This is a genomic window from Mycobacterium tuberculosis complex sp. N0072 (assembly GCF_030323725.1).
Classification (GTDB): domain Bacteria; phylum Actinomycetota; class Actinomycetes; order Mycobacteriales; family Mycobacteriaceae; genus Mycobacterium; species Mycobacterium tuberculosis.
In genome coordinates, this window is record NZ_CP040689.1 from 2,850,165 (window position 1) to 2,870,243 (window position 20,079).

A 20,079-nucleotide genomic window follows, 5' to 3' on the forward strand; every position below is an offset into this window, starting at 1 on the left:
TGGTTCCCGACCAGCCGATTAACCGCTCCCCCGCAACCTGGCGAGACGGTACTCGCCGCGTTCGGCGTCTGGGACGGTGTGCCGTGAGACCGGCTGCGGTGTAACGCCTTACGAACTAGTGAGCAGGGTGCAACGGGACGGCCGCCCACTCGTCCTGTCCAGCCCAACGGACGTATAGCTGATTTGGAAGGGGATGGCCCCAAGCCGCTATCAAGACCATGTTGAGCCCCTCTCCGGGGCGAATCACCGTCTTCTTCGGGACATTTCGAGTGATCGCATCGATTCGCGAGAGGTCAATCTCGACATCTTCTGCGATATCGTCGCCGATGTTGCGCAACACAAAGCGGATTTTGTCTGGGTTCTCGACACGCCACCGGACGTTAGGTGCCTTACCGGACCTGCCGACCGCCGGTCCCACCGCCCACGAGTACGCGAACTTGGCAGTCCCGGTATGCGGCCGACCGGGCTTTCGCTCCCAGGTCTCCGCAAACCTGCGCACCGCTGCCGCATCCCACACCGCGCCTCCACGCAAATCTGCCAACGGAGCGGGAAACCCTGCTGTCGACCTCAATTGGTGCACCCTCTGACGCGAAACCCCCAACTCATCCGCGATCTCAGCCGCAGACATCAACTCGGGCGTTGTGAACGCCTCAGCGCGCAGACGATGCTCTGGCTCGCTAATGATCTGCACAGCAATGGGACTCTTGGCTTGAACTACCGGCATAACCTCGCCAGCCATCTTGGCGAGCGCGTCGAACACACTCCAATCGCCGGGCGCATAGACCGTGACGTCAATGCCGTGTCCTGGGACCCGAGATACCAGTGCGTCGAAGCCCTCGAGCTGCGTCTCCCAGGCGTCCATGGTCTCCATCGAAGGGTCAGCATCAAACGTGAAGGTGACGACCCAGTCGGCTGTCACTGTGCGCCTTCCTTCCTGTGCTGTGCCCGCCGTTCCTTCTTGCTCGGCGGTGGCCACGTCAGGCCCGCTTTCTTCAACGCGCCCAATAGGTCTCGCATCCGGCGGTACTCGTTGCTAGGTGTTGCCGGAAACCGAGCAATATAGACGCCCTGGGGGTTGTAGAAGCGGGTGTAGCCGCTGGCGTCATCCTCAACCGTCCATTGTTGCGATTGCGCCCACTTCGCGATCTTGATGATTGCGCTGTTCACATCGTCTCCCCAACACTTGCGATGTGTCAAGAGTAATGGCAAGACGCGACATCGTAAAGGTTTTAGCCGGACTCATTCGAATATTTGAGCGATGTAGCCAGTGAGTGGGTGCTCCGATGATCACGGCTTCGCGCGAGCTCGCCCCGGCTGGCCTCATGATCGCCGACCGGCTGGGCTTCACCCGGTCTCAGTGGTTCTCCCAGTCGCGAAGGAACACCCGAGTGTCGTCATGGTCCGCGCGGTTGGGCACTGCGGCCATCGGATGTCATCGTCGTACAACGAACCATGCGGTCGTTGCAGGGCGTGTATCAGGCGCTGTTGGTTGTCTGGCGTTCCTCGCGGCGCGCTTACGCCTTGGCGTTACCGGCGCGCCACTGGTCCCACGGAATGTTCCAATCGCCGAGCCCGTCGATCCCCGGCAGGGTGCCACCCACGGTATTGACCACCTCGACGATGTCGCCGCGCTTGACATGGTCGTAGAACCACTGCGCGTTGCTCGGGCTGACGTTCAGGCAGCCATGGCTGGTGTTGGTGTGGCCCTGAGCCCCCACCGACCACGGCGCTGAGTGCACGAAGACACCGCTGTAGGAGATCTGGGTGGCCCAGTCGACATCGGTGCGATATCCGTTGGGCGAGTTGACGGGTACGCCGTAGGTGGACGAGTCCATGATGATGTGCTTGTACCGCGAGCCGACGATGTATATGCCGTTGGCCGTCGGGGTGCTGTCCTTGCCCATCGACGTCGGCATGGACTTTACGACCTCGCCATTCACCCGCACGGTCAGTATCTTGGTGTTGTCGTCGGCGGTCGCGATCACCTCGTCGCCGATGGTGAAGTGCGTCTGCACGTTGTCCTCGCCGAACATTCCCTCGCCCAAGTCGACGCCGTAGGTGTTGACCGCCACATCAACGGCCGTACCTGGCTTCCAGAAATGCTCTGGGCGCCAACGCACTTCACGGTTATTCAGCCAGTAGAACGCGCCCTCCACGGGCGGGTTGGTGGTGATCTTGATGGCCTTCTCGGCCGCGCCCCGGTCAGCGATGTTCTCGTCGAATCGGATCGCCACCGGCTCGCCGACACCCACGACCTCCCCATCACCGGGCATGACGTAGGGCATGGTCAGGTGCGCGGGGGAACTGGTCTGGAAGGTCAGCTGGCGGGTCGCCGCGCCACCCAGTCCAAGCGCCGTCGCGTTCAGCGTGTAGCGCCTGTTGTAGCCGAGCTGCTCAGTGGTCGACCAGCGCAGTCCGTCGGGGCTGAGTCGACCGGCCACCGGCCTGCCGTTGTCGTTGACCATGGTGACGGCCGCCAGCACACCGTCGGCGGCGGTCACCGACACCGGTGCATCCACGGTGACGCCGACGGCGCCGTCGGTGACCGACGCGGTGAGCTTGGGCACCAGCAGATCGGCGAACGGCGTGCCCTTGTCCGCGATGACCTTGATCGGTGCGGGTCCGCGGCCGCTGCCGCATGCGACGGCACCGATCATCACGGCGGTCATCATCAGCGCGGTTAACCAGGCTCTCCGAACCCTGGTCCTACCCGCCTGAGCTGCAATCCCCACCTTTGGCATGCCTTCCCTCACCTCCCCCACTGCGTCGTGACCGAGCTAGACTCGGCTGTAGTCTAGGTCCTGACTGGCCGCCACGCTGCGATGCTGATACCAAGTTCAGTGTGAGATTTCACGCGAGAGCGCAAGGCCTGTTAATGTGCCTTGGCTAGGTAATCGAGGCGCCGTTAGCTCAGTTGGTAGAGCAGCTGACTCTTAATCAGCGGGTCCGGGGTTCGAAACCCTGACGGCGCACAGGTCAACGCGTTATTTCGGATGCACCAGCCGCAGCTGTCCCGTTGGGCGACGATTTCCGTATTCGGAAGGTGCACGCCGGTTACCGGATTTGGGCAGCGGATCGGATCGGAGCCACGGGGATAGCTCGACGAGACAGCCGGGGAAGCCGCAGAAAATTGGGTTGTAGGCGCGTGCAATAGCTACGCTGCATGTGGACAGCGGGGAAGAGGTTAGTTGTGTCGCGTCTGATCGTGGCTCCGGACTGGCTGGCGTCAGCAGCGGCGGAGGTGCAAAGCATCGGCTCGGCGCTGAGCGCGGCGAACGCCGCGGCCGCGGCCCCCACCACCCTATTGGTGGCCGCCGCCGAAGACGAGGTATCCGCAGCGGCCGCAGCGCTATTCGCCAACTACGGCCGGGAGTATCAGACGCTGAGTGTGCGGTTCGCCTCGCTTGATCAGCAGTTCGCGCAAGCACTGAACTCGGCGGCAGCGTCGTATCAGACGGCCGAAGCCACGGGTGCGTCGCTCGTGCAGACCGCGACACAAGGTGTACTGGGTGTGATCAATGCGCCCACCGAGTTCATGTTCGGACGCTCGCTGATCGGCGACGGAGCTGACGGCACGGCTGCCAGCCCCATCGGCGAGCCCGGCGGAATCCTGTACGGCGACGGCGGAAACGGCTACTCCCAGACCACGCCCGGAGCTGTCGGCGGAGCCGGCGGGTCGGCCGGATTTATCGGTAACGGTGGCGCCGGGGGCGCCGGCGGGCCCGGCGCCGGCGGCGGGACTGGAGGCCTCGGCGGCTGGTTATGGGGCAACAACGGCGCCGCTGGCACCGGCGACCCAGTTAACGTTGCCGTCCCCCTGCGCGTGGAAAACAACTTTCCGCTGGTGAACCTCTTGGTCAACCGCGGGCCAACTGTCCCCATACTGCTGGACACGGGATCCTCGAGTCTCGTCATCCCATTCTGGAAAATCGGGTGGCAGAACCTGGGCTTGCCCACCGGGTTCGATGTCGTTCACTACGGCAATGGCGTGAGCATCGTCTACGCCGACGTGCCCACGACGGTCGATTTCGGTGGCGGCGCCGCTACCACACCGACCTCCGTCCATGTCGGTATCCTGCCGTACCCGCGAAACCTTGACAGCCTGGTCCTCATCGCTTCCGGCGGCGCTTTCGGACCCAACGGAAACGGCATACTGGGCATCGGGCCGAATGTGGGGTCGTATGCCGTCAGCGGGCCCGGCAACGTTGTCACGACCGATTTGCCGGGCCAACTCAACGAAGGCACCCTCATCGACATTCCCGGCGGCTACATGCAGTTCGGCCCCAACACGGGCACTCCAATCACCTCCGTGACCGGGGCACCGATCACCGTGCTGAACGTTCAGATCGGCGGCTACGACCCCAACGGGGGCTACTGGTCACTCCCCTCGATTTTCGATTCGGGCGGCAACCACGGAACGCTTCCGGCGGTGATTCTCGGCACGGGCCAGACAACCGGTTACGCCCCGCCGGGCACGGTTATCTCAATCTCAATACATGACAACCAGACGCTGCTGTATCAGTACACGACAACCGCGAGCAACAGCCCAGTGGTCACGGCAGACCCCCGACTCAACACCGGTCTAACCCCGTTCCTGCTGGGACCGGTATATATCTCGAACAACCCTAGCGGTGTCGGGACGGTGGTGTTCAATTACCCGCCACCGTAGCTTTCCGCCGGGTCCAGAACCGCCGCGCCATAAGGGCGTCACGTTCGTCCAGAACCTCGGCTAAGTGCGGAGTGCGCAATCATGGTGCACTGCAATGGGTTTCCCATCGGTAACTCCGGGTTGGTCAGCGATTCCTGATCTTGTGGATGACCACGACGACGACCACAGACCCGATCCCGACCAGTGACACGGTCACGATGGGCTTCCTGAGGAAGGCGATCACCCGAGTTTTTGCGTCGTCGGCGAGGCGGCGGGGGTTGGCGCGCTCGGCGAGGGAATCGATGGTCGCCGCCAGTTGGTCGCGGGTTTGGTCGATCTCCTGCTTGATGGTATTGGGATCGCGGTCCACCACGTGCTGTCCTCCAAGTTCTCCAGTCGCCCACTGCCGGCCTGCGTCGCCCGCCGAACTACCCTAGATCAGTGACCAAAACCACGCGTCTGACCCCCGGAGACAAAGCCCCTGCCTTCACCCTGCCCGATGCCGACGGCAACAACGTGTCGCTGGCCGACTACCGAGGACGCCGCGTCATCGTGTACTTCTACCCGGCGGCCTCGACACCGGGATGCACCAAGCAGGCTTGTGATTTTCGCGACAATCTGGGCGATTTCACCACTGCCGGCCTCAACGTCGTCGGTATCTCCCCCGACAAGCCGGAGAAGCTCGCTACGTTCCGCGATGCCCAGGGCCTGACGTTTCCGCTGCTGTCTGATCCCGACCGCGAGGTGTTGACGGCCTGGGGTGCCTACGGGGAGAAGCAGATGTATGGCAAGACGGTGCAGGGGGTGATCCGGTCCACCTTCGTCGTCGATGAAGACGGAAAGATCGTCGTCGCGCAGTACAACGTCAAGGCCACCGGCCACGTCGCTAAGCTTCGGCGCGACCTGTCGGTATAGCCGCGAGCTTGGCCAGCAGCAGCGCTTCGGCGGTCGCCGCGCGTTCCAGCACACCCAGATGCAGGCTTTCATTGACACTGTGCGCCTGCGTTCCGGGGTCTTCTACCCCGGTGACAAGGATGGTCGCCTGCGGGAACGCGGCGGCGAACTCGGCGATGAACGGGATCGACCCGCCCATTCCCATATCGATCGGATCGGCACCCCACGCCTGCCGAAACGCCGACCGCGCCGCATCATAGACAGGGCCGCTCGCCTCGATGGCGTAGGGCTGTCCGACCTCGCCGCGCGTGACAGTGACCTGGGCGCCCCAGGGGGCGTGCCGCCGCAGATGGGCCTCCACCGCGTCCAGGTGCGCCGTGGCATCGCCTCCAGGCGCCACCCGAATACTGATCTTGGCCCGGGCCCGCGGGATCAGCGTATTGGACGCTGCCGCAACGGATGTGGTGTCGATGCCGATTACGGTGATCGCCGGCTTCGCCCAGAGCCGCTGCGGCACCGAGCCCGTGCCGATTTCCGATACTCCGTCCAGTAGACCCGACTCAGCGCGTACCCGTCCAGCCGGGTAATCCACACGCGCCGCGGTGCTTTCGTGCATGCCCGCCACGGCCACGTTGCCGTCGTCGTCGTGCAGGCTGGCCAACAGCCGCACTAGCACGGTCAGCGCGTCGGGAACGACGCCGCCCCACAACCCGGAGTGCAGCCCGTGGTCGAGGGTGGCGACCTCGACGACGCAGTCGGCCATTCCGCGTAGCGACACCGTCAAAGCCGGGATGTCGGTGCTCCAATTGTCCGAGTCGGCGATGACGATCACGTCGGCTGCCAGCGCGTCACGGTGGGCGGCGAGCAACCGGCCCAGTGACGGCGACCCGGATTCTTCTTCACCCTCGACAAAGACCGTGACGCCCACCGGCGGTCTGCCGCCGTGTGCCCAGAATGCGGCCACATGCGTGGCGATACCTGCCTTGTCATCGGCGGTGCCCCGCCCGTAGAGCCGCCCACCACGCTCGGTCGGCTCGAACGGCGGCGACACCCATTGCCCGCGGTCACCCTCGGGCTGGACGTCGTGGTGGGCATAGAGCAGCACCGTCGGCGCCCCCGGCGGCGCCGGGTACCGCGCGATCACCGCCGGCGCACCGCGCTCGCTGACAATCCGCACGTCGTCAAAACCGGCCTGCGACAACAGGTCTGCCACCGCACGCGCGCTGCGGTGAACCTCGTCGCGCCGATCTGGGTCGGCCCACACCGATTCGATGCGGACCAGCTCCTCGAGATCACACCGCACCGACGGCAACACCTCACGGACGCGCTCAACCAGCTCGCGAGCAGACGCAGAGTCGCATGAAAATCCGGATTTCGATGCGATTCTGCGTCTGCTCGCGCTCACGGGGCCTCCAGGATGGCGACCGCGGCCGCGGTATCCCCTTCGTGGGTCAGCGACACATGGATCGTCACGTCGGCCAAATACTCAGCGATGGCCCCGGTCAGCCTGACCCGCGGCCTGCCCCACATATCGGTGACCACCTCGATATCGCGGTGGATGTCCTCCGGCAACACCGGCCGCTGCGCGAACCGCGATCCGGACCAGGCCTTGATCACCGCCTCCTTCGCGGCCCAGCGGGCCGCCAGGTGCCGGGCCGCCGACGAACTCTTGTCCGAGGCGTCCCGGCGCTCACCCGGGGTGAAGGTCTCGGCGAACACCGTTCCGGGCTGGTCGACCTGCTCGGCGAAATCGGGAATGGAGACCAGGTCGATCCCCACACCGACGATGCCCATGGGCGGCCACGTTAATCGATGGCCCAGTCCGGCGACGATGCGGTCCGCGTTGGGGGCACCTCCCGCTTGCGGGGGACGGACCGAAGAGATGCCGGGCAGTCAGGCCAAGGAGCACGCGGCGAGCGTGTATCCATGGCGGCGACACGCCGAACACCGTCGCCCTGAGCGCACGTTCGGCGCCCAACGGCAGGGTCAGCCGATATACGCCTCGCCGTCACCCAGCCGGGCCGCCGGATTCAGCAGCATCGACGCCTCCTGCGGCCGCTCGGGCGCGTGGTGGTCGAAGCGACGGTCACCGGGCCGCTGGTACATCGGCGCACCACCGGCAATCGCCGAGGCCAGCCGGCGCTGACCGGCCAGCAGGCGGGCGTCGGCACGCCGCTGGTAGTCCGCGCGCTGTGCGGGATCCAGCGAGGCGATGAACGCCTGCGGATGCACCAACGCGACCAGGCCCGACACATGGCCGAACCCGAGGCTGGTCAGCATGCCGGCCTTGAGTGGGAACTTGCCGCCGAGCCGCAACGTGTCACGCACCCACACGAAATGCGCGGAGCCGGCCAGCTCGTCGTCGACGCAGTCGAGGCTGCGGTTGGGTGGGATCACCCCATCCCGCAATATCTGGCAGAGCCCCATCATCTGGAAGACCGCCGCGCCGCCCTTGGCGTGGCCGGTCAGGCTCTTCTGCGACACCACGAACAGCGGGGCGCCCTCGGAACGGCCCAGGGCGTCGGCGAGCCGTTCATGCAACTCGGTCTCGTTGGGATCGTTGGCCAGCGTCGAGGTGTCGTGCTTGGAGATGACCGCCACGTCGTCGGCGGCCACGCCCAGCTTGGCCAGCGCCCGCGCCAGCGGTGAATCCTTGCCGCCGCGGCCCGCCCCCAGCGCGCCCAGGCCCGGGGCCGGGATCGAGGTGTGCACGCCGTCGCCGAACGACTGCGCGAACGCCACCACCGCCAGCACCGGCAGCCCCATCCGCAGCGCCAGGTCCCCGCGGGCCAACAGGATCGTCCCGCCGCCTTGGGCTTCGACGAAGCCCAGACGGCGGCGGTCGTTGGGCCGGGAAAACTTCGAGTCGTGGATGCCGCGGCCGCGCATCATGGACGTGTCGGCGGTGGCGGCCATGTCACCGAATCCGATGATGCCCTCCAGCGTCAGGTCATCCAGGCCGCCGGCCACCACCAGTTGAGCCTTGCCCAACCGGATCTTGTCGACACCTTCCTCGACCGACACCGCGGCGGTGGCGCACGCGGCTACCGGGTGGATCATCGCACCGTAGCTACCGACGTAGGACTGAACCACGTGCGCGGCAATGATATTCGGCAAGACTTCCTGGAAGATGTCGTTCGGCTTGTTGCGGCCCAACAGATTGCCGTGGTACATCGTCTGCATCGACGTGCCGCCGCCCATGCCGGTGCCCTGGGTGTTGGCCACCAAACTCGGGTGCACGTAACGCATCACCTCGGCCGGGCTGAAACCGGACGACAGGAACGCGTCGACGGTCGCCACCATGTTCCATACCGCCAACCGGTCGATGGAACCGGCCATGTCTGCGCTGATGCCCCACACCGTCGGGTCGAACCCGGTCGGGATCTGGCCGCCGACGACGCGGGACAGCTTGGTCTTTCGCGGCACCCGGATCTCGGTGCCGGCCTTGCGGATGACCTGCCAGTCGGTGGAGTCGGGCACCGGCCGGATGACCGTGTGCTCGGGATCGAACTCGACGAAGGCGCGCGCATCGGCCTCCGAGGACACCACGAACGCGAAGTCCTTCTCCAGGAACACCGACACCAGCAGCGGCGAGGCGTGGTCGGGGTCGATCGCGCCGTCATCAACGAATTCGCGAATGCCGACGCGCTGCACCACGGCGTCGTGGTAGCGCTGCACCAACTCGGATTCGTCGACCATTTCGCCGGATTCGGTGTCGTACCAACCGGGTTGCGGGTCGTCCTCCCAGCGGATCAACCCAGTGGTCCAGGCCAGCTCCAGCACGCCGGCCGCCGACAGCTCGTTTTCGACCTCCATCTCGAACCGGGTGCGTGACGAGCCGTACGGGCCGATTTCGGCGCCGCCGACGATCACCACCAGGTCGGCCGGGTCGACATCGAGGTCGTCCCATTGCGGCGGCGGTGCGGGGGTGAAACCCCGGGGCGGCGACGGCAGCGCGGCGATGGCGCCAGGGGCCTCGGCGTCCTCGTCGACGGCCGCCGCTGCCGACATCTGCTCGCGCGCCTTGGCCGCCAGCTCGGCCATGTCGAGGTTGGCCTCGGCCAGGCCCCCGGTCAGGTCGGCCTTGATCGGCGAACGCGCCGCAGCCACCTTGGATTCCGCATCACACAGGTCGAGCAGCAGCGCCGCCATCTCGTCGGTCGAGTAGGTGGTGACCCCGGCCTCTTCGACGGCGGCCACGATGGCATCGTTGTGGCCCATCAGCCCGGTGCCGCGGGTCCAGCCGATGAGCGCGTGCGCCAGGCTGACCCGTGCCGCCCAGGACGACTCGGCGTGCCAGCGGCTCACCACGGCATCCAGCGCGGACTTGGCTTCGCCGTAGGCGCCGTCGCCGCCGAACATGCCACGGTTGGGCGAGCCGGGCAGCACCACGTGCAGCCGCGACGCGATGTCGCGTTCGGCGCCGATCGTCGACAGGCCGCCGATCAGCCGTTGCACGGCCCACAGCAGCACTTTCATCTCCATCTCGGCGCGCGAACCGGCCTCCGACAGGTCCCCGACCACGCGTGGCGCCGCGAACGGGAACAGCAGCGTCGGGGTCTGCGCGTCTTTGATGTGAATCGACTGCGGCCCAAGGCTTTCGGTCTGTTCGGTGCCGATCCATTCGACCAGGGCGTCGACGTCGGAGTAGGACGCCATGTTCGCCGCGACCAGCCACAGCGCCGCGCCGTAACGGGCGTGGTCGCGATACAGCGTGCGGTAGAACGCCAGCCGCTCCTCGTCGAGCTTGGAGGTGGTCGCGATGACGGTGGCTCCGCCGTCGAGCAGCCGAGCCACCACCGACGCGGCGATCGAACCCTTCGAAGCGCCGGTCACCACGGCAACTTCGCCGCCGTAGCGGCCGGGTTCGGGGTTCTCGGCGCCGGCGGCGATGCGGCCGTACAGCGATGCATGGATCTGCCGGCCCGCGGCCAGCGACTTACCTTGCCACCAGGTAGCCTGGGTCGCCACGACGTGGCCGGCACCCTCGAAGCGCTCCGCCAGGCGCGGCCAGTCGGCGTCGATGTCGCCCTCGTCGGTCAGCCACAGCTTCACCAGGTCCTCGCGGGCGCTGGCCCAGCGGTCGTCGAATACGACGGCCTTCTTGGGGTCGAACACCGGTGCCACCAACCGCGGCCAGTCCGCTCCCAGTTCGGCGGTGACCAAGTCGATCAGCTCGGAATCGGGGGCGGCCGGCAAGGCGTTGACGGGGTCGTCCAGTCCCAGCTGCCCCAGCACCAGGCGGGCCGCGGAGGCCAGCACGCCCTCACGGCCGGTGATTTGGTCGGTGAACTCGCTGAGCGCGGCCGCGTCGATGGTGGCGCCGCCACCACTACCGGCCGACGGCAGCGCTACCGAAACGCCCTGGCGCGCGGCCACCGATGCGACCGCCGCGTCGATGACCTTGTCGACGGAGGCGGCATCGGCCAGCGCGCCCTCGTGCAGGTGGCCCATGGCGCCGCCGCGAACGCTGCTGCCCTCGCGGGTGCCCAGCGCGACCTCGACGGTGACATGCTTGGCCCAGCCCTCACCGAGCTCCCAGGTCTTCTTCACCCGCTCGGCGATGGCGCCGGGCCGCTTGCCCGACGGTCCGAGGACGGTGCGAAGCTGGTCGTTGATGGCGTCGGAAAGCACTGGGCCGTAAGGCTTGTAGGTGCGCGCCAGTTTGGTCACCTGTGAGCGCAGACCGGCCAGGTCCGATTCGGCGGCGCCGTCAATGGCACCGAGGTTCAGCTCGGAGCCCAGGTCCACCAGCAGCTGGTTGCGCCGCGACGACGCACCGTCGGTGATGGACTCGATGGAGTCGAGTTCTTCGATCTGGTCGATGCGCATCTTGGCCGAGAGCGCGATCAGCGCCAGCGTGGCATCGGCGGCGTCGAAAACCAGATCGTCGGGACGCGGGCCCGCCGACGAAGCGGCCGGCGCGACGGGGGCGGCTTCCGAGACGACGTCCGGCGCGGGCGATTCCGCGACCGGCTCGTCTTCCTCCGGCTCCGGCTCCGGGTCGGTGTCGGTGGCGAACAGCACCGCGGCATCACGCTCGGCGTTGAGCACTTCCACTGTGCTGTGGGCGTATTCGGGCAGTTTGAGGGTGTTGGTGGCAAGACCCGCCACCGTCGGTGAGCTCTTCACACCGATCTCGACGAATCGCTCCACACCCAGCCCGCCGGCGGCCTCCTCGATGAACAGCAGATCCTGCGTCTCGATCCAGCGCACCGGGCTGGCGAATTGCCATGCCAGCAGCTCGATGAACACCGTGCGCGCCATCTCGCGCGGACGCTCGCGAAGCCAGGTGTCGTAGTCGGCGAGGATCTCGTCGAGCGGCTCGGCGGGCACCAAATCCCGGATTTCCTGGATGAAGTCGCGGTCCAGGGTGAACAACCGCGGCACCAGGTTGGGAATGTAGCGCCCGATGATCAGGTCGGGGTCCGCGTCGCGCGGCATGACCCGGTCCAGCGAGCGCCGGAATTCGGCCACCCCGACCCGCAGCACTCGCGAGTGGAACGGAACATCGATGCCGGGCACCAAAATGAACGACCGTCGGCCGCCGGTGAGCTCGCGGCGCCGCTCCACCTCGGCCTCGAGCGCCTCGAGGCCGCGTACCGTGCCCGCGATCGCGTATTGCGAGCCACGCAGGTTGAAATTCACGATCTCCAGGAATTCACCGGTGCTCTCCGCGATCCCGGCGACGAACGCGGGCACGTCGGCGTCGTCGAGGTCGATCTGGGACGGCCGGATGGCCGCCAGCCGATAGTTGGAGCGGCCGAGCTCGTCGCGCGGAACGATGTCGTGCATCTTCGACCCGCGGTGAAACACCATCTCCAGCAAGGCTTCCAGTTGGTAGATGCCGGTCACGCAGGCCAGCGCGGTGTACTCGCCGACCGAGTGGCCGCACGCGATGGCGCCTTCGACGAAGGCTCCCTGTTCACGCATCTCGGCGACCTGCGCGGCCGCCACCGTCGCCATCGCGACCTGGGTGAACTGCGTCAGGTAGAGCACCCCGTCGGGGTGGTGGTAGTGCACACCGCTGGCGATGATGCTGGTCGGGTTGTCGCGGACCACGTGCAGTACCGAGAAGCCCAGGGTGTCGCGGGTGAACTTGTCCGCGGTGTCCCACACCTTGCGGGCCGCCTTGGAGCGGGCGCGCACCTCCATGCCCATGCCCTTGTGTTGGATGCCCTGGCCGGGGAATGCGTAGACCGTCTTGGGTGCGGCCAGTCGCGCGGAGGCCGACATCACTAGATCCGACCCGACGCGCGCGGCCACGTCCACAATCTCTGCGCCCTGGTCGATTCCGACGCGCTCGACGCGGAAGTCCACCTCGTCGCCGGGGCGCACCATGCCCAAAAACCGCGCGGTCCAGCCGACCAGCCGGGCCGGTGGCCGGGCCTGCCCGTCGGTGGCGGTCACCGCGTGTTGCGCCGCGGCCGACAGCCACATGCCGTGCACGATCGGCGACTCCAGGCCGGCAAGCAGCGCGGCGGCCCGGTCGGTGTGAATGGGGTTGTGGTCGCCGGACACCACCGCGAACGGGCGCATGTCGACCGGCGCGGTGATCGTGACGTCGCGGCGGCGACGGCGCGGGGTGTCGGTGGCGTTCGCCGACACCGCGCCACCGGCTCGCGCCGGGTCGGCGAGCTCGGCGGAACCGGTGCGACCCAGGATCGCGAATCGCTCCTCGAGAGTGGCGATCACGGCGCCATCGGCGCCGGTAACGACGACCGAGACCGGCACGACGCGGCCCATGTCCGTATCGGTTGCGTTGGCAGCCGTTGCGGTGACGGTCAATTGGGCCGGGACCGTGGGCAGCTGACCGACCACGCGGGCGGCGTGGTCCAGATGCACCAGGCTCAGCAGGCCTTCCACCACCGGCTCACCGGTGTCGGTGACCGCCGATCCGATGGCCGCGAAAACCGCTGGCCAACAAGGGCCGACGAGCGCGTCGGGCACGTTGGTGAGGCTGGGTGCCAGCGGCTCACCGAACGTGGCGGTGACGCCGGTGTGGTCGGCAACACGCTCGGGGTGCCAGTCCACCGTCAAAGTGGCCGTCCCGTTGGCCACCGCAGGCAAGAACTCCGGGCTGTCGACACCGGCGGCGATCGCCAGCACCGTGCGCATGGCGCTGGTGGCGTCCTCGGTGGCGATCACCGGGGTGCCGCCATCGACGGTGTTGGCCGGCAACGTGAATCGGATGTCGACCCAGGTGCCCGAGACGGGCACGCTCAAGGCGACGTCGTCGCCGTGCGTCTGCAGCCGGGCGCCGGTGGATGAGTGTGTGGCGCGCGGGTTTTCGGGTCCATCGTGCACCTGCCATTCGGCCGGGTCGGCGATCCGATGCACCGGGTTGGTCACGGTGCGACCGGCCCAGCGCACATCGGGTGCGTCGAGGACGACAGCCAACGGTCCGGCCACGTCGGCGCGGCCCAGCCGGCGCGACGCGACATCCTTCGGCTCGACACCGGCGCAGAGCACTTCATCGATTGCGGCTTGCTCGAAACGGTCCAGCAACTCACCGACGGGTTCATCCATCCGGGTGATGCCGGCTACCGACGCGGTGCCCGGAATGATGCACACCGCATCGGCGTCGTAGCGGGCGTCGTGGGCCTGCCACAGCGAGTCGCTGCGCCACCAGCGCCGCACGTCCTGGTCGATCACCGGCACGAAGTTGACCGGCTTGCCCAGCGTCTTGCACAACGTCACGAAAAAGGGCACATCCGCGGGATGCAACTGCACGGTCTCGGCGTCGGGGTAGCGCGCCAGCAGGGCGGCGATCGCCTGCTGCGGATTGTCCAGCAGGCCAGCATCGGTGAATAGCGTCTGGATCGGGCCGAAATCCTGTGGGTGCAACCGGGCTTCGGCACGCTGCAGCATCTGCTCGAAGCGGTCCCGCCAGGTGTCGGCCAGCCACGGGCTGCCCACCGAGGCGGTGTCGGCGGTCGAGTTGCCTTCCCCGATGGCCAGTTCGACGTAGCGCCGCAGCCACTGCAGGTAGGTCATGTCGGCGACGTCGCCGAAGTAGGGCTTGGCGGTCTTGGCCATCGCCGCGATGATCTCGTCGCGACGCTCCGCGACCGCCTCCGCGTCACCGGCCACCTCGTCGAGCAGCCGCCCGCACCGGGATGCGCTGTTGTCGATCTCGTGGATGTCGGCACCGAGCTGACTGCGGCTGGAGGCCATGCCGCCCTGCGCTTTTCCGGCGCTGATCCATTGGTCGGTGCCCTGAGTGTCGACGAGCATCCGCTTGACCGATGGCGACGTGGTGGATTCCTTGGTGGCCATCGCCGCGGTGCCGACCAGGATGCCGTCGATCGGCATCAATGGGAAGCCGTAGGCCTGCGCCCAGCGCCCGGACAAATATTCCGCAGCCCTTCTTGGGGTGCCAATGCCGCCGCCGACGCACACCGTGATGTTGGCGCGTGAGCGCAACTCCGAGTAGGTAGCCAGCAGCAGGTCGTCGAGATCCTCCCAGGAATGGTGCCCGCCGGCGCGCCCGCCCTCGACGTGCATGATCACCGGCTTGGTGGGCACCTCGGTGGCGATGCGAATCACCGAGCGGATCTGCTCGATGGTCCCGGGTTTGAACACGACGTGGCTGATGCCGATGTCGCCCAGTTCGTCGATCAGCTCGACGGCCTCGTCGAGGTCTGGGATGCCGGCGCTGATCACCACGCCGTCGATCGCGGCGCCGGACTGGCGGGCCTTCTGCACCAACCGCTTGCCGCCCACCTGAAGCTTCCACAGGTAGGGATCGAGGAACAGCGCGTTGAACTGATAGGTGCGGCCCGGCTCGAGCAGGCCGGCCATTTGTTCGATGCGGTTACCGAAGATCTCTTCGGTGACCTGCCCGCCGCCGGCCAGCTCGGCCCAGTGCCCGGCGTTGGCCGCCGCGGCGACGATCTTGGCGTCCACGGTGGTCGGGGTCATGCCCGCGAGCAGGATCGGCGAGCGGCCGGTCAGCCGGGTGAACTTCGTCGAGAGCTTGACCCTGCCGTCGGGGAGGCGAACCACGGTCGGTGCGTAGCTCGACCAGGCCCGGGCAACCTCGGGGGTGGCGCCGACGGTGAACAGGTTGCGCTGGCCACCGCGGGTAGCCGCCGGCACGATGCCGATGCCCAGGCCGCGGATCACCGGTGCGGTCAGTCGGGTCAGGATGTCGCCCGGCCCCAGGTCGAGGATCCAGCGGGCGCCGGCCGCGTGGACACGGGTGATCTCGTCGACCCAGTCGACCTTTCTGATCAAGATGGCATCGGCCAGCTCCCGAGCCAAGGCGACATCGAGGCCCGCCTTCTCGGCCCAGCCCGCGACGATGTCGATCCCGTCGGATAGCCGCGGGGTGTGAAAGCCCACCTCCACCTGCACCGGCTCGAAGACCGGCGAGAAGACGTCGCCGCCGCGGACCTTGTTCTTGCGGTCGGCTTCTTCCTTCTCGGAGATCTGGCGGCAATAAAGCTCGAAACGCGACAGCTGCTCGGGGGTGCCGGTGATGACGACGGCACGCCGGCCGTTGCGGATGGACAACACCGGTGGCAGCACCGTGCGCACGTCCTGGGCGAACTCGTCGAGCAACCGGCCGATGCGCTCGGGGTCGGCGTTGGTGACCGATACCATCGGCGGGCGATCGCCCAGGACGGAAATTCCGCGCCGGCGGGCCACCAGCGTTCCGGCGGCACCGATCAACTGGGCCAAGGCAAACAGCTCGACGTCGCGTGCCCCACCAGCCTTGAGGGCTTCCACCGCCAGCACACCTTGCGAATGCCCCGCCATGGCGACCGGCGGGGTGGCCACGAGGTCCATGCCTTGACGGGCCAGCGCCCGGGTCGCCGCGATCTGGGTAAGCAACACGCCGGGCACCGACACGGCGGCCGACGTCAGGTGCTTGTCGGACGGAACCGGGTCCTCGGCCGCCAGTGCGCGTACCCATTGCAGCGGCTCGAAACCGATCGGGCGCACCACAATCAGCTCGTCGGTGACCGGATCGAGCAACAGCTCTGCCTCACCGACCAACGTCGCCAACTCGGTTTCTATCCCGGTGGCCGACACCAGCTCTTCGAGGGTTTCCAGCCAGGCGCTGCCCTGGCCACCGAATGCGACAGCGTAGGGCTCACCAGCCATGAGGCGATCGACCAGAGCGTGGGTGGTATGCGGGCTGTCCCCGCCGCGATCAGCGGACACCCGGTCGTGCTCGTGGATCGTCACGGTCTATGTCTCCCTATGTGCATCGGTACGTGTCAGTTCGTACAGCGGCCCAGGCTGCCGTGCGGGGCATCCCCGACTCCGCACCGACTCCCAGCCGAAATCCTCTGACCGGTGTGTTGTCGGTGGGCCGGCCCGTGGGTCGAGCAGCGCGACGGGCTGCATCGGCCTTATAAGAGTCTCATAAGGATCGGTCCACCTTGTTTACACAGATCGGTTACTGGCGAGTTCTACGTACGGGTAACCGTGTCGTGGGTAACGCCGGGTTCGACGGCCGGCGCGTATGTGTTGACCAAACGTCCTGCGTGCAGGTGGTTACGGTGGAGTAGCTATAACTGCGCTGATCAAGGCAGTTTTGTTATCAAATCGTTATGCTGGGAATTCGCTCTACGCCGGGCGCGTGCCGACGCGCCGACCCAAAGGCCGCGCCATTGGCGGCGTTGGCCCGGGGTTGGCAATGCCGTGCAGCGGGCGAACGAGTGTTTGCTGTAGTGCAGCGGGGGCCAGGCTCGGGGCGGCAGGCTAAGCCCACTGCCCGAATTGGGGCTTCAGGATTTGGTTGACGTCCACCCCGACCCCACCAACCTTGCGCTTATCGATCTCCACCTGGTGCAGATGCGCGGCCGGGTGGGTGTATCCCTTGGGCGAGCCCCAGTTGTGCTGCCAGAAGTACGAGCCCAAGCCATCGTTGACGGCCCAGTCGATGGTTTTGGAGTTGGCGTACACGCCGGTCCGCTGGTGTCCGATCACCGACTCCCAGGACCGCAGATATGGCACGATCTGGTTCTTGTACTGCTCATATGATGGGTTGTCGTCGATCGAGGCGTAGATCGGGGCGCTCGTCGGGCCGCCGGCAGCGGCATGCAGCTCCGACCCCCGTCTGGCGTGCTGCACGCCGGCGCTGGCACCGCCCAGCCAGTCGGCAGTGCTCCCCTTGCCGTATTGATAACAGGACACGATCTTGAGCCCATTGCCGCTCAGGTCACGGGCCTCGCTGAGCTGGATCGGCTTGCCAAGCATCCAGGCGCCGCCAGGCCGCCGATCGGACACGTACCGGATTGCCCCCACCGCGCCGGCAGCCCTGATCTGGCTGGCGGGGATGACACCGGCGGCGTAGTCCAACAGGGTGCCCAGCGAACCGGCCGATGCCGGCGCGGCGCGCAACGACGACGCAACGACGCCAAGACCCAGCACGCCCGGAGTCGCCGCCGCGAATTTGAGCACATCACGCCGAGAGACCGACATATGCCACAGGGTACGACAAAAACAACAACTGTCACACTGGTTTCAGTGGTCACGGATGCATCACACTGGCAGAACACATGCATGCGGCCATACCGACACCGGTGCGGTCTCGGGCAGGCCGCCTCTCCCTGCGACCACTACTACGGTGTGATCGCCTACGCTCCCAACGGCGCAATGGGCAAAATCGTCGCGCCACCGCACTCGAGGCCAGGCGGATATCGACGCATAAGAACTTTGCGGCGTCTTAGCTGCAAAGTGCTCAGCAACTTCACCAACTACCACGGGGGAGTCCGACGATCGCGCCCGCTGGCAGAACCTGGACGTGCAACCAGTTGAGTAGTTCCCACACTGCGCGCCGAGCGTGGGCTGGCTGCGCCGAATGTGCACTGGTGGCGGCGACACGCCCGGGCGACGCCGCCGTGGTTGCACGTTCGGCGTAGGCAGCCCCGTGCGCTTGCCGGGCAGGTGTCCTCAAAGGTCCAACTAGACACACATATCAGACACTAGTATGTACATATGACCGTAAAGAGGACCACGATTGAGCTGGACGAAGATCTTGTGCGGGCAGCCCAGGCCGTCACCGGGGAAACATTGCGAGCGACGGTCGAGCGCGCGCTGCAGCAGCTGGTGGCCGCGGCTGCCGAGCAGGCCGCCGCGCGCCGGCGGCGGATCGTCGACCATCTCGCGCACGCCGGCACTCACGTGGACGCAGACGTGCTGCTCTCCGAGCAGGCGTGGCGATGACCACCTGGATTCTGGACAAGAGTGCCCACGTGCGACTCGTGGCCGGCGCCACGCCGCCAGCCGGCATCGACCTCACCGACCTCGCCATCTGCGATATCGGCGAACTTGAATGGCTGTATTCAGCACGGTCAGCTACCGACTACGACAGCCAACAAACGTCACTGCGCGCCTATCAAATCCTTCGCGCACCCAGCGACATCTTTGACCGGGTTCGCCACCTTCAGCGCGACCTAGCCCACCACCGTGGGATGTGGCATCGAACGCCGCTTCCGGACCTATTCATCGCCGAAACCGCGCTTCATCACCGGGCCGGCGTGTTGCACCACGACCGTGACTACAAACGAATTGCCGTCGTACGGCCTGGGTTTCAAGCATGCGAACTCTCTCGCGGGCGCTAGCTTCGCCCGAATCCGTGAGCGGAGGCGATAATCCTTACAGGCCATCAAAAAAGTCCTCGTCGAGCCGTAAGAGTTCGACGGTCTGCACCGCCTGGACACCGACTCGATACCGCACGAGCAGCTCGGCCAGCCGAGCGCCGTCGATGAGTTCGATCCGGGCGTTGATCCGCTCAGCTTCCTCGCGGGCACCGCGGGAAAACGATGACGTGGTGATGTAGACGCCCCGGTCGCCCTGCTTGCCCAGGAGGGCGCCGGCGAACTCGTGGATCTTCGGCCGGCCAATCGTTTGGTCGACGGCGTATCGCTTGGCCTGCACGTAGATGCGGTCCAGCCCGAGCGGGTCCTGGCTGATGATTCCGTCGATGCCAGCGTCACCGGAGGCACTCGTCCGTTCCACCGCGCCGGCTCGCCCGTAACCCATCGCCTCCAAAAGTCTGATAACCAGATCTTCAAACCCGGTGGGCGACAACGTGAGTGCCTTCTTCAGGATCTCCCCCTCGACGGCTGCCCGGTTCTCCGCAAGCGCAGCGTCGATGAGATCCTCGGGTGAGACCTGCACATCGTCCCCGGACGGTCGCTTGGCGGTCGCGTCGACTGGCTGCTTGGCTTTGGTTCGCTCACGAAAAGCGATGTACGACGGGAACTCCCGCAGCACAGCCATGTCGACGCGCTCGGGATGCGCCTTCAGGACTTGACGGCCCGTGTCCGTGACCTGGACGTGGCCCCGCGTGGGACGGTCGAGCAATCCGGCCTGCGACATGTGAGTGAGAGACCAGTGCACCCTGTCGTACATGGTCCTTTGCCGACCGCTGGGCAACATCTGCGCCCGCTCGTCGTCGGACAGACCGAACTCGTCGGACATCGCCGCGATGACGTCCTTGGCCGACTTCGCTTGTCCATCGGCAAGATACGCGAGAATCGGCCGCATCAACGTCTGGGCATCAGGGATCGTCATGG

Annotated in this window: 13 protein-coding genes and 1 tRNA gene; 5 read left to right on the forward strand and 9 right to left on the reverse strand. The window is 66.6% G+C overall.

All coding sequences use genetic code 11. The features are described 5' to 3' along the window. Positions 1–115: 115 nt before the first annotated feature. The 3 genes from FF952_RS13365 to ldtMt2 all read right to left on the reverse strand — a co-directional run bounded on the left by FF952_RS13365 (position 116) and on the right by ldtMt2 (position 2,741). Positions 116–919: a helix-turn-helix transcriptional regulator gene (locus FF952_RS13365; RefSeq protein ID WP_003412932.1), complete on the reverse strand. Its 804-nt coding sequence runs from the start codon at positions 917–919 to the stop codon at positions 116–118. Then, positions 916–1,167, reverse strand: a complete 252-nt coding sequence (locus FF952_RS13370) for a hypothetical protein (protein WP_003412936.1) — start codon at positions 1,165–1,167, stop codon at positions 916–918. Before FF952_RS13370 ends, FF952_RS13365 begins: the two co-directional genes overlap by 4 nt. A gap of 347 nt (positions 1,168–1,514) precedes the next feature. Further along, complete coding sequence (ldtMt2, locus tag FF952_RS13375) at positions 1,515–2,741, reverse strand: L,D-transpeptidase LdtMt2 (RefSeq protein ID WP_003412938.1); 1,227 nt, start codon at positions 2,739–2,741, stop codon at positions 1,515–1,517. Between the two features lie 158 nt (positions 2,742–2,899). Between ldtMt2 and FF952_RS13380 the strand changes: the two genes are divergently transcribed. Both FF952_RS13380 and FF952_RS13385 read left to right on the forward strand, forming a co-directional pair. Then, positions 2,900–2,972: transfer RNA gene (locus FF952_RS13380), tRNA-Lys, on the forward strand. Between the two features lie 218 nt (positions 2,973–3,190). Next, positions 3,191–4,669 (forward strand): PecA family PE domain-processing aspartic protease, encoded by a 1,479-nt coding sequence (locus FF952_RS13385; RefSeq protein ID WP_003900842.1) that lies wholly within the window; start codon positions 3,191–3,193, stop codon positions 4,667–4,669. 124 nt (positions 4,670–4,793) lie between these two features. On the opposite strand, the gene FF952_RS13390 is transcribed toward FF952_RS13385, so the two are convergent. Further along, positions 4,794–5,021: a DUF3618 domain-containing protein gene (locus FF952_RS13390; protein ID WP_003412942.1), complete on the reverse strand. Its 228-nt coding sequence runs from the start codon at positions 5,019–5,021 to the stop codon at positions 4,794–4,796. Positions 5,022–5,089: 68 nt separating this feature from the next. On the opposite strand from FF952_RS13390, the gene bcp reads away from it, so the two are divergent. Then, entirely contained in the window at positions 5,090–5,563 is a 474-nt protein-coding gene (gene bcp / locus FF952_RS13395; RefSeq protein WP_003412944.1) for a thioredoxin-dependent thiol peroxidase, read from the forward strand. Here the strand turns inward: bcp and FF952_RS13400 are convergent. The 4 genes from FF952_RS13400 to FF952_RS13415 form a co-directional block, all read right to left on the reverse strand. Then, positions 5,535–6,947, reverse strand: a complete 1,413-nt coding sequence (locus FF952_RS13400) for a dipeptidase (protein ID WP_003412946.1) — start codon at positions 6,945–6,947, stop codon at positions 5,535–5,537. The two genes, bcp and FF952_RS13400, sit on opposite strands and share 29 nt — an antisense overlap. Next, positions 6,944–7,336, reverse strand: coding sequence for a holo-ACP synthase AcpS (acpS, locus tag FF952_RS13405; protein WP_003412952.1), 393 nt, complete (start codon positions 7,334–7,336; stop codon positions 6,944–6,946). Before acpS ends, FF952_RS13400 begins: the two co-directional genes overlap by 4 nt. Before the next feature lie 192 nt (positions 7,337–7,528). Then, positions 7,529–16,738, reverse strand: a complete 9,210-nt coding sequence (gene fas, locus FF952_RS13410) for a fatty acid synthase (RefSeq protein ID WP_244736047.1) — start codon at positions 16,736–16,738, stop codon at positions 7,529–7,531. A 519-nt stretch (positions 16,739–17,257) separates the two neighbouring features. Further along, positions 17,258–17,980 (reverse strand): DUF1906 domain-containing protein, encoded by a 723-nt coding sequence (locus tag FF952_RS13415; protein WP_003412957.1) that lies wholly within the window; start codon positions 17,978–17,980, stop codon positions 17,258–17,260. 516 nt (positions 17,981–18,496) lie between these two features. Between FF952_RS13415 and FF952_RS13420 the strand changes: the two genes are divergently transcribed. Together FF952_RS13420 and FF952_RS13425 are read left to right on the forward strand one after the other, a co-directional pair. Then, positions 18,497–18,724 (forward strand): type II toxin-antitoxin system VapB family antitoxin, encoded by a 228-nt coding sequence (locus tag FF952_RS13420; RefSeq protein ID WP_003412960.1) that lies wholly within the window; start codon positions 18,497–18,499, stop codon positions 18,722–18,724. Beyond that, positions 18,721–19,122, forward strand: a complete 402-nt coding sequence (locus tag FF952_RS13425) for a PIN domain-containing protein (protein ID WP_003412963.1) — start codon at positions 18,721–18,723, stop codon at positions 19,120–19,122. The genes FF952_RS13420 and FF952_RS13425 overlap by 4 nt, the downstream gene beginning before the upstream one ends. A gap of 34 nt (positions 19,123–19,156) precedes the next feature. Here FF952_RS13425 and FF952_RS13430 read toward each other — a convergent pair whose 3' ends face one another. Beyond that, entirely contained in the window at positions 19,157–20,077 is a 921-nt protein-coding gene (locus tag FF952_RS13430; protein WP_003412965.1) for a restriction endonuclease, read from the reverse strand. Positions 20,078–20,079 lie beyond the last annotated feature (2 nt).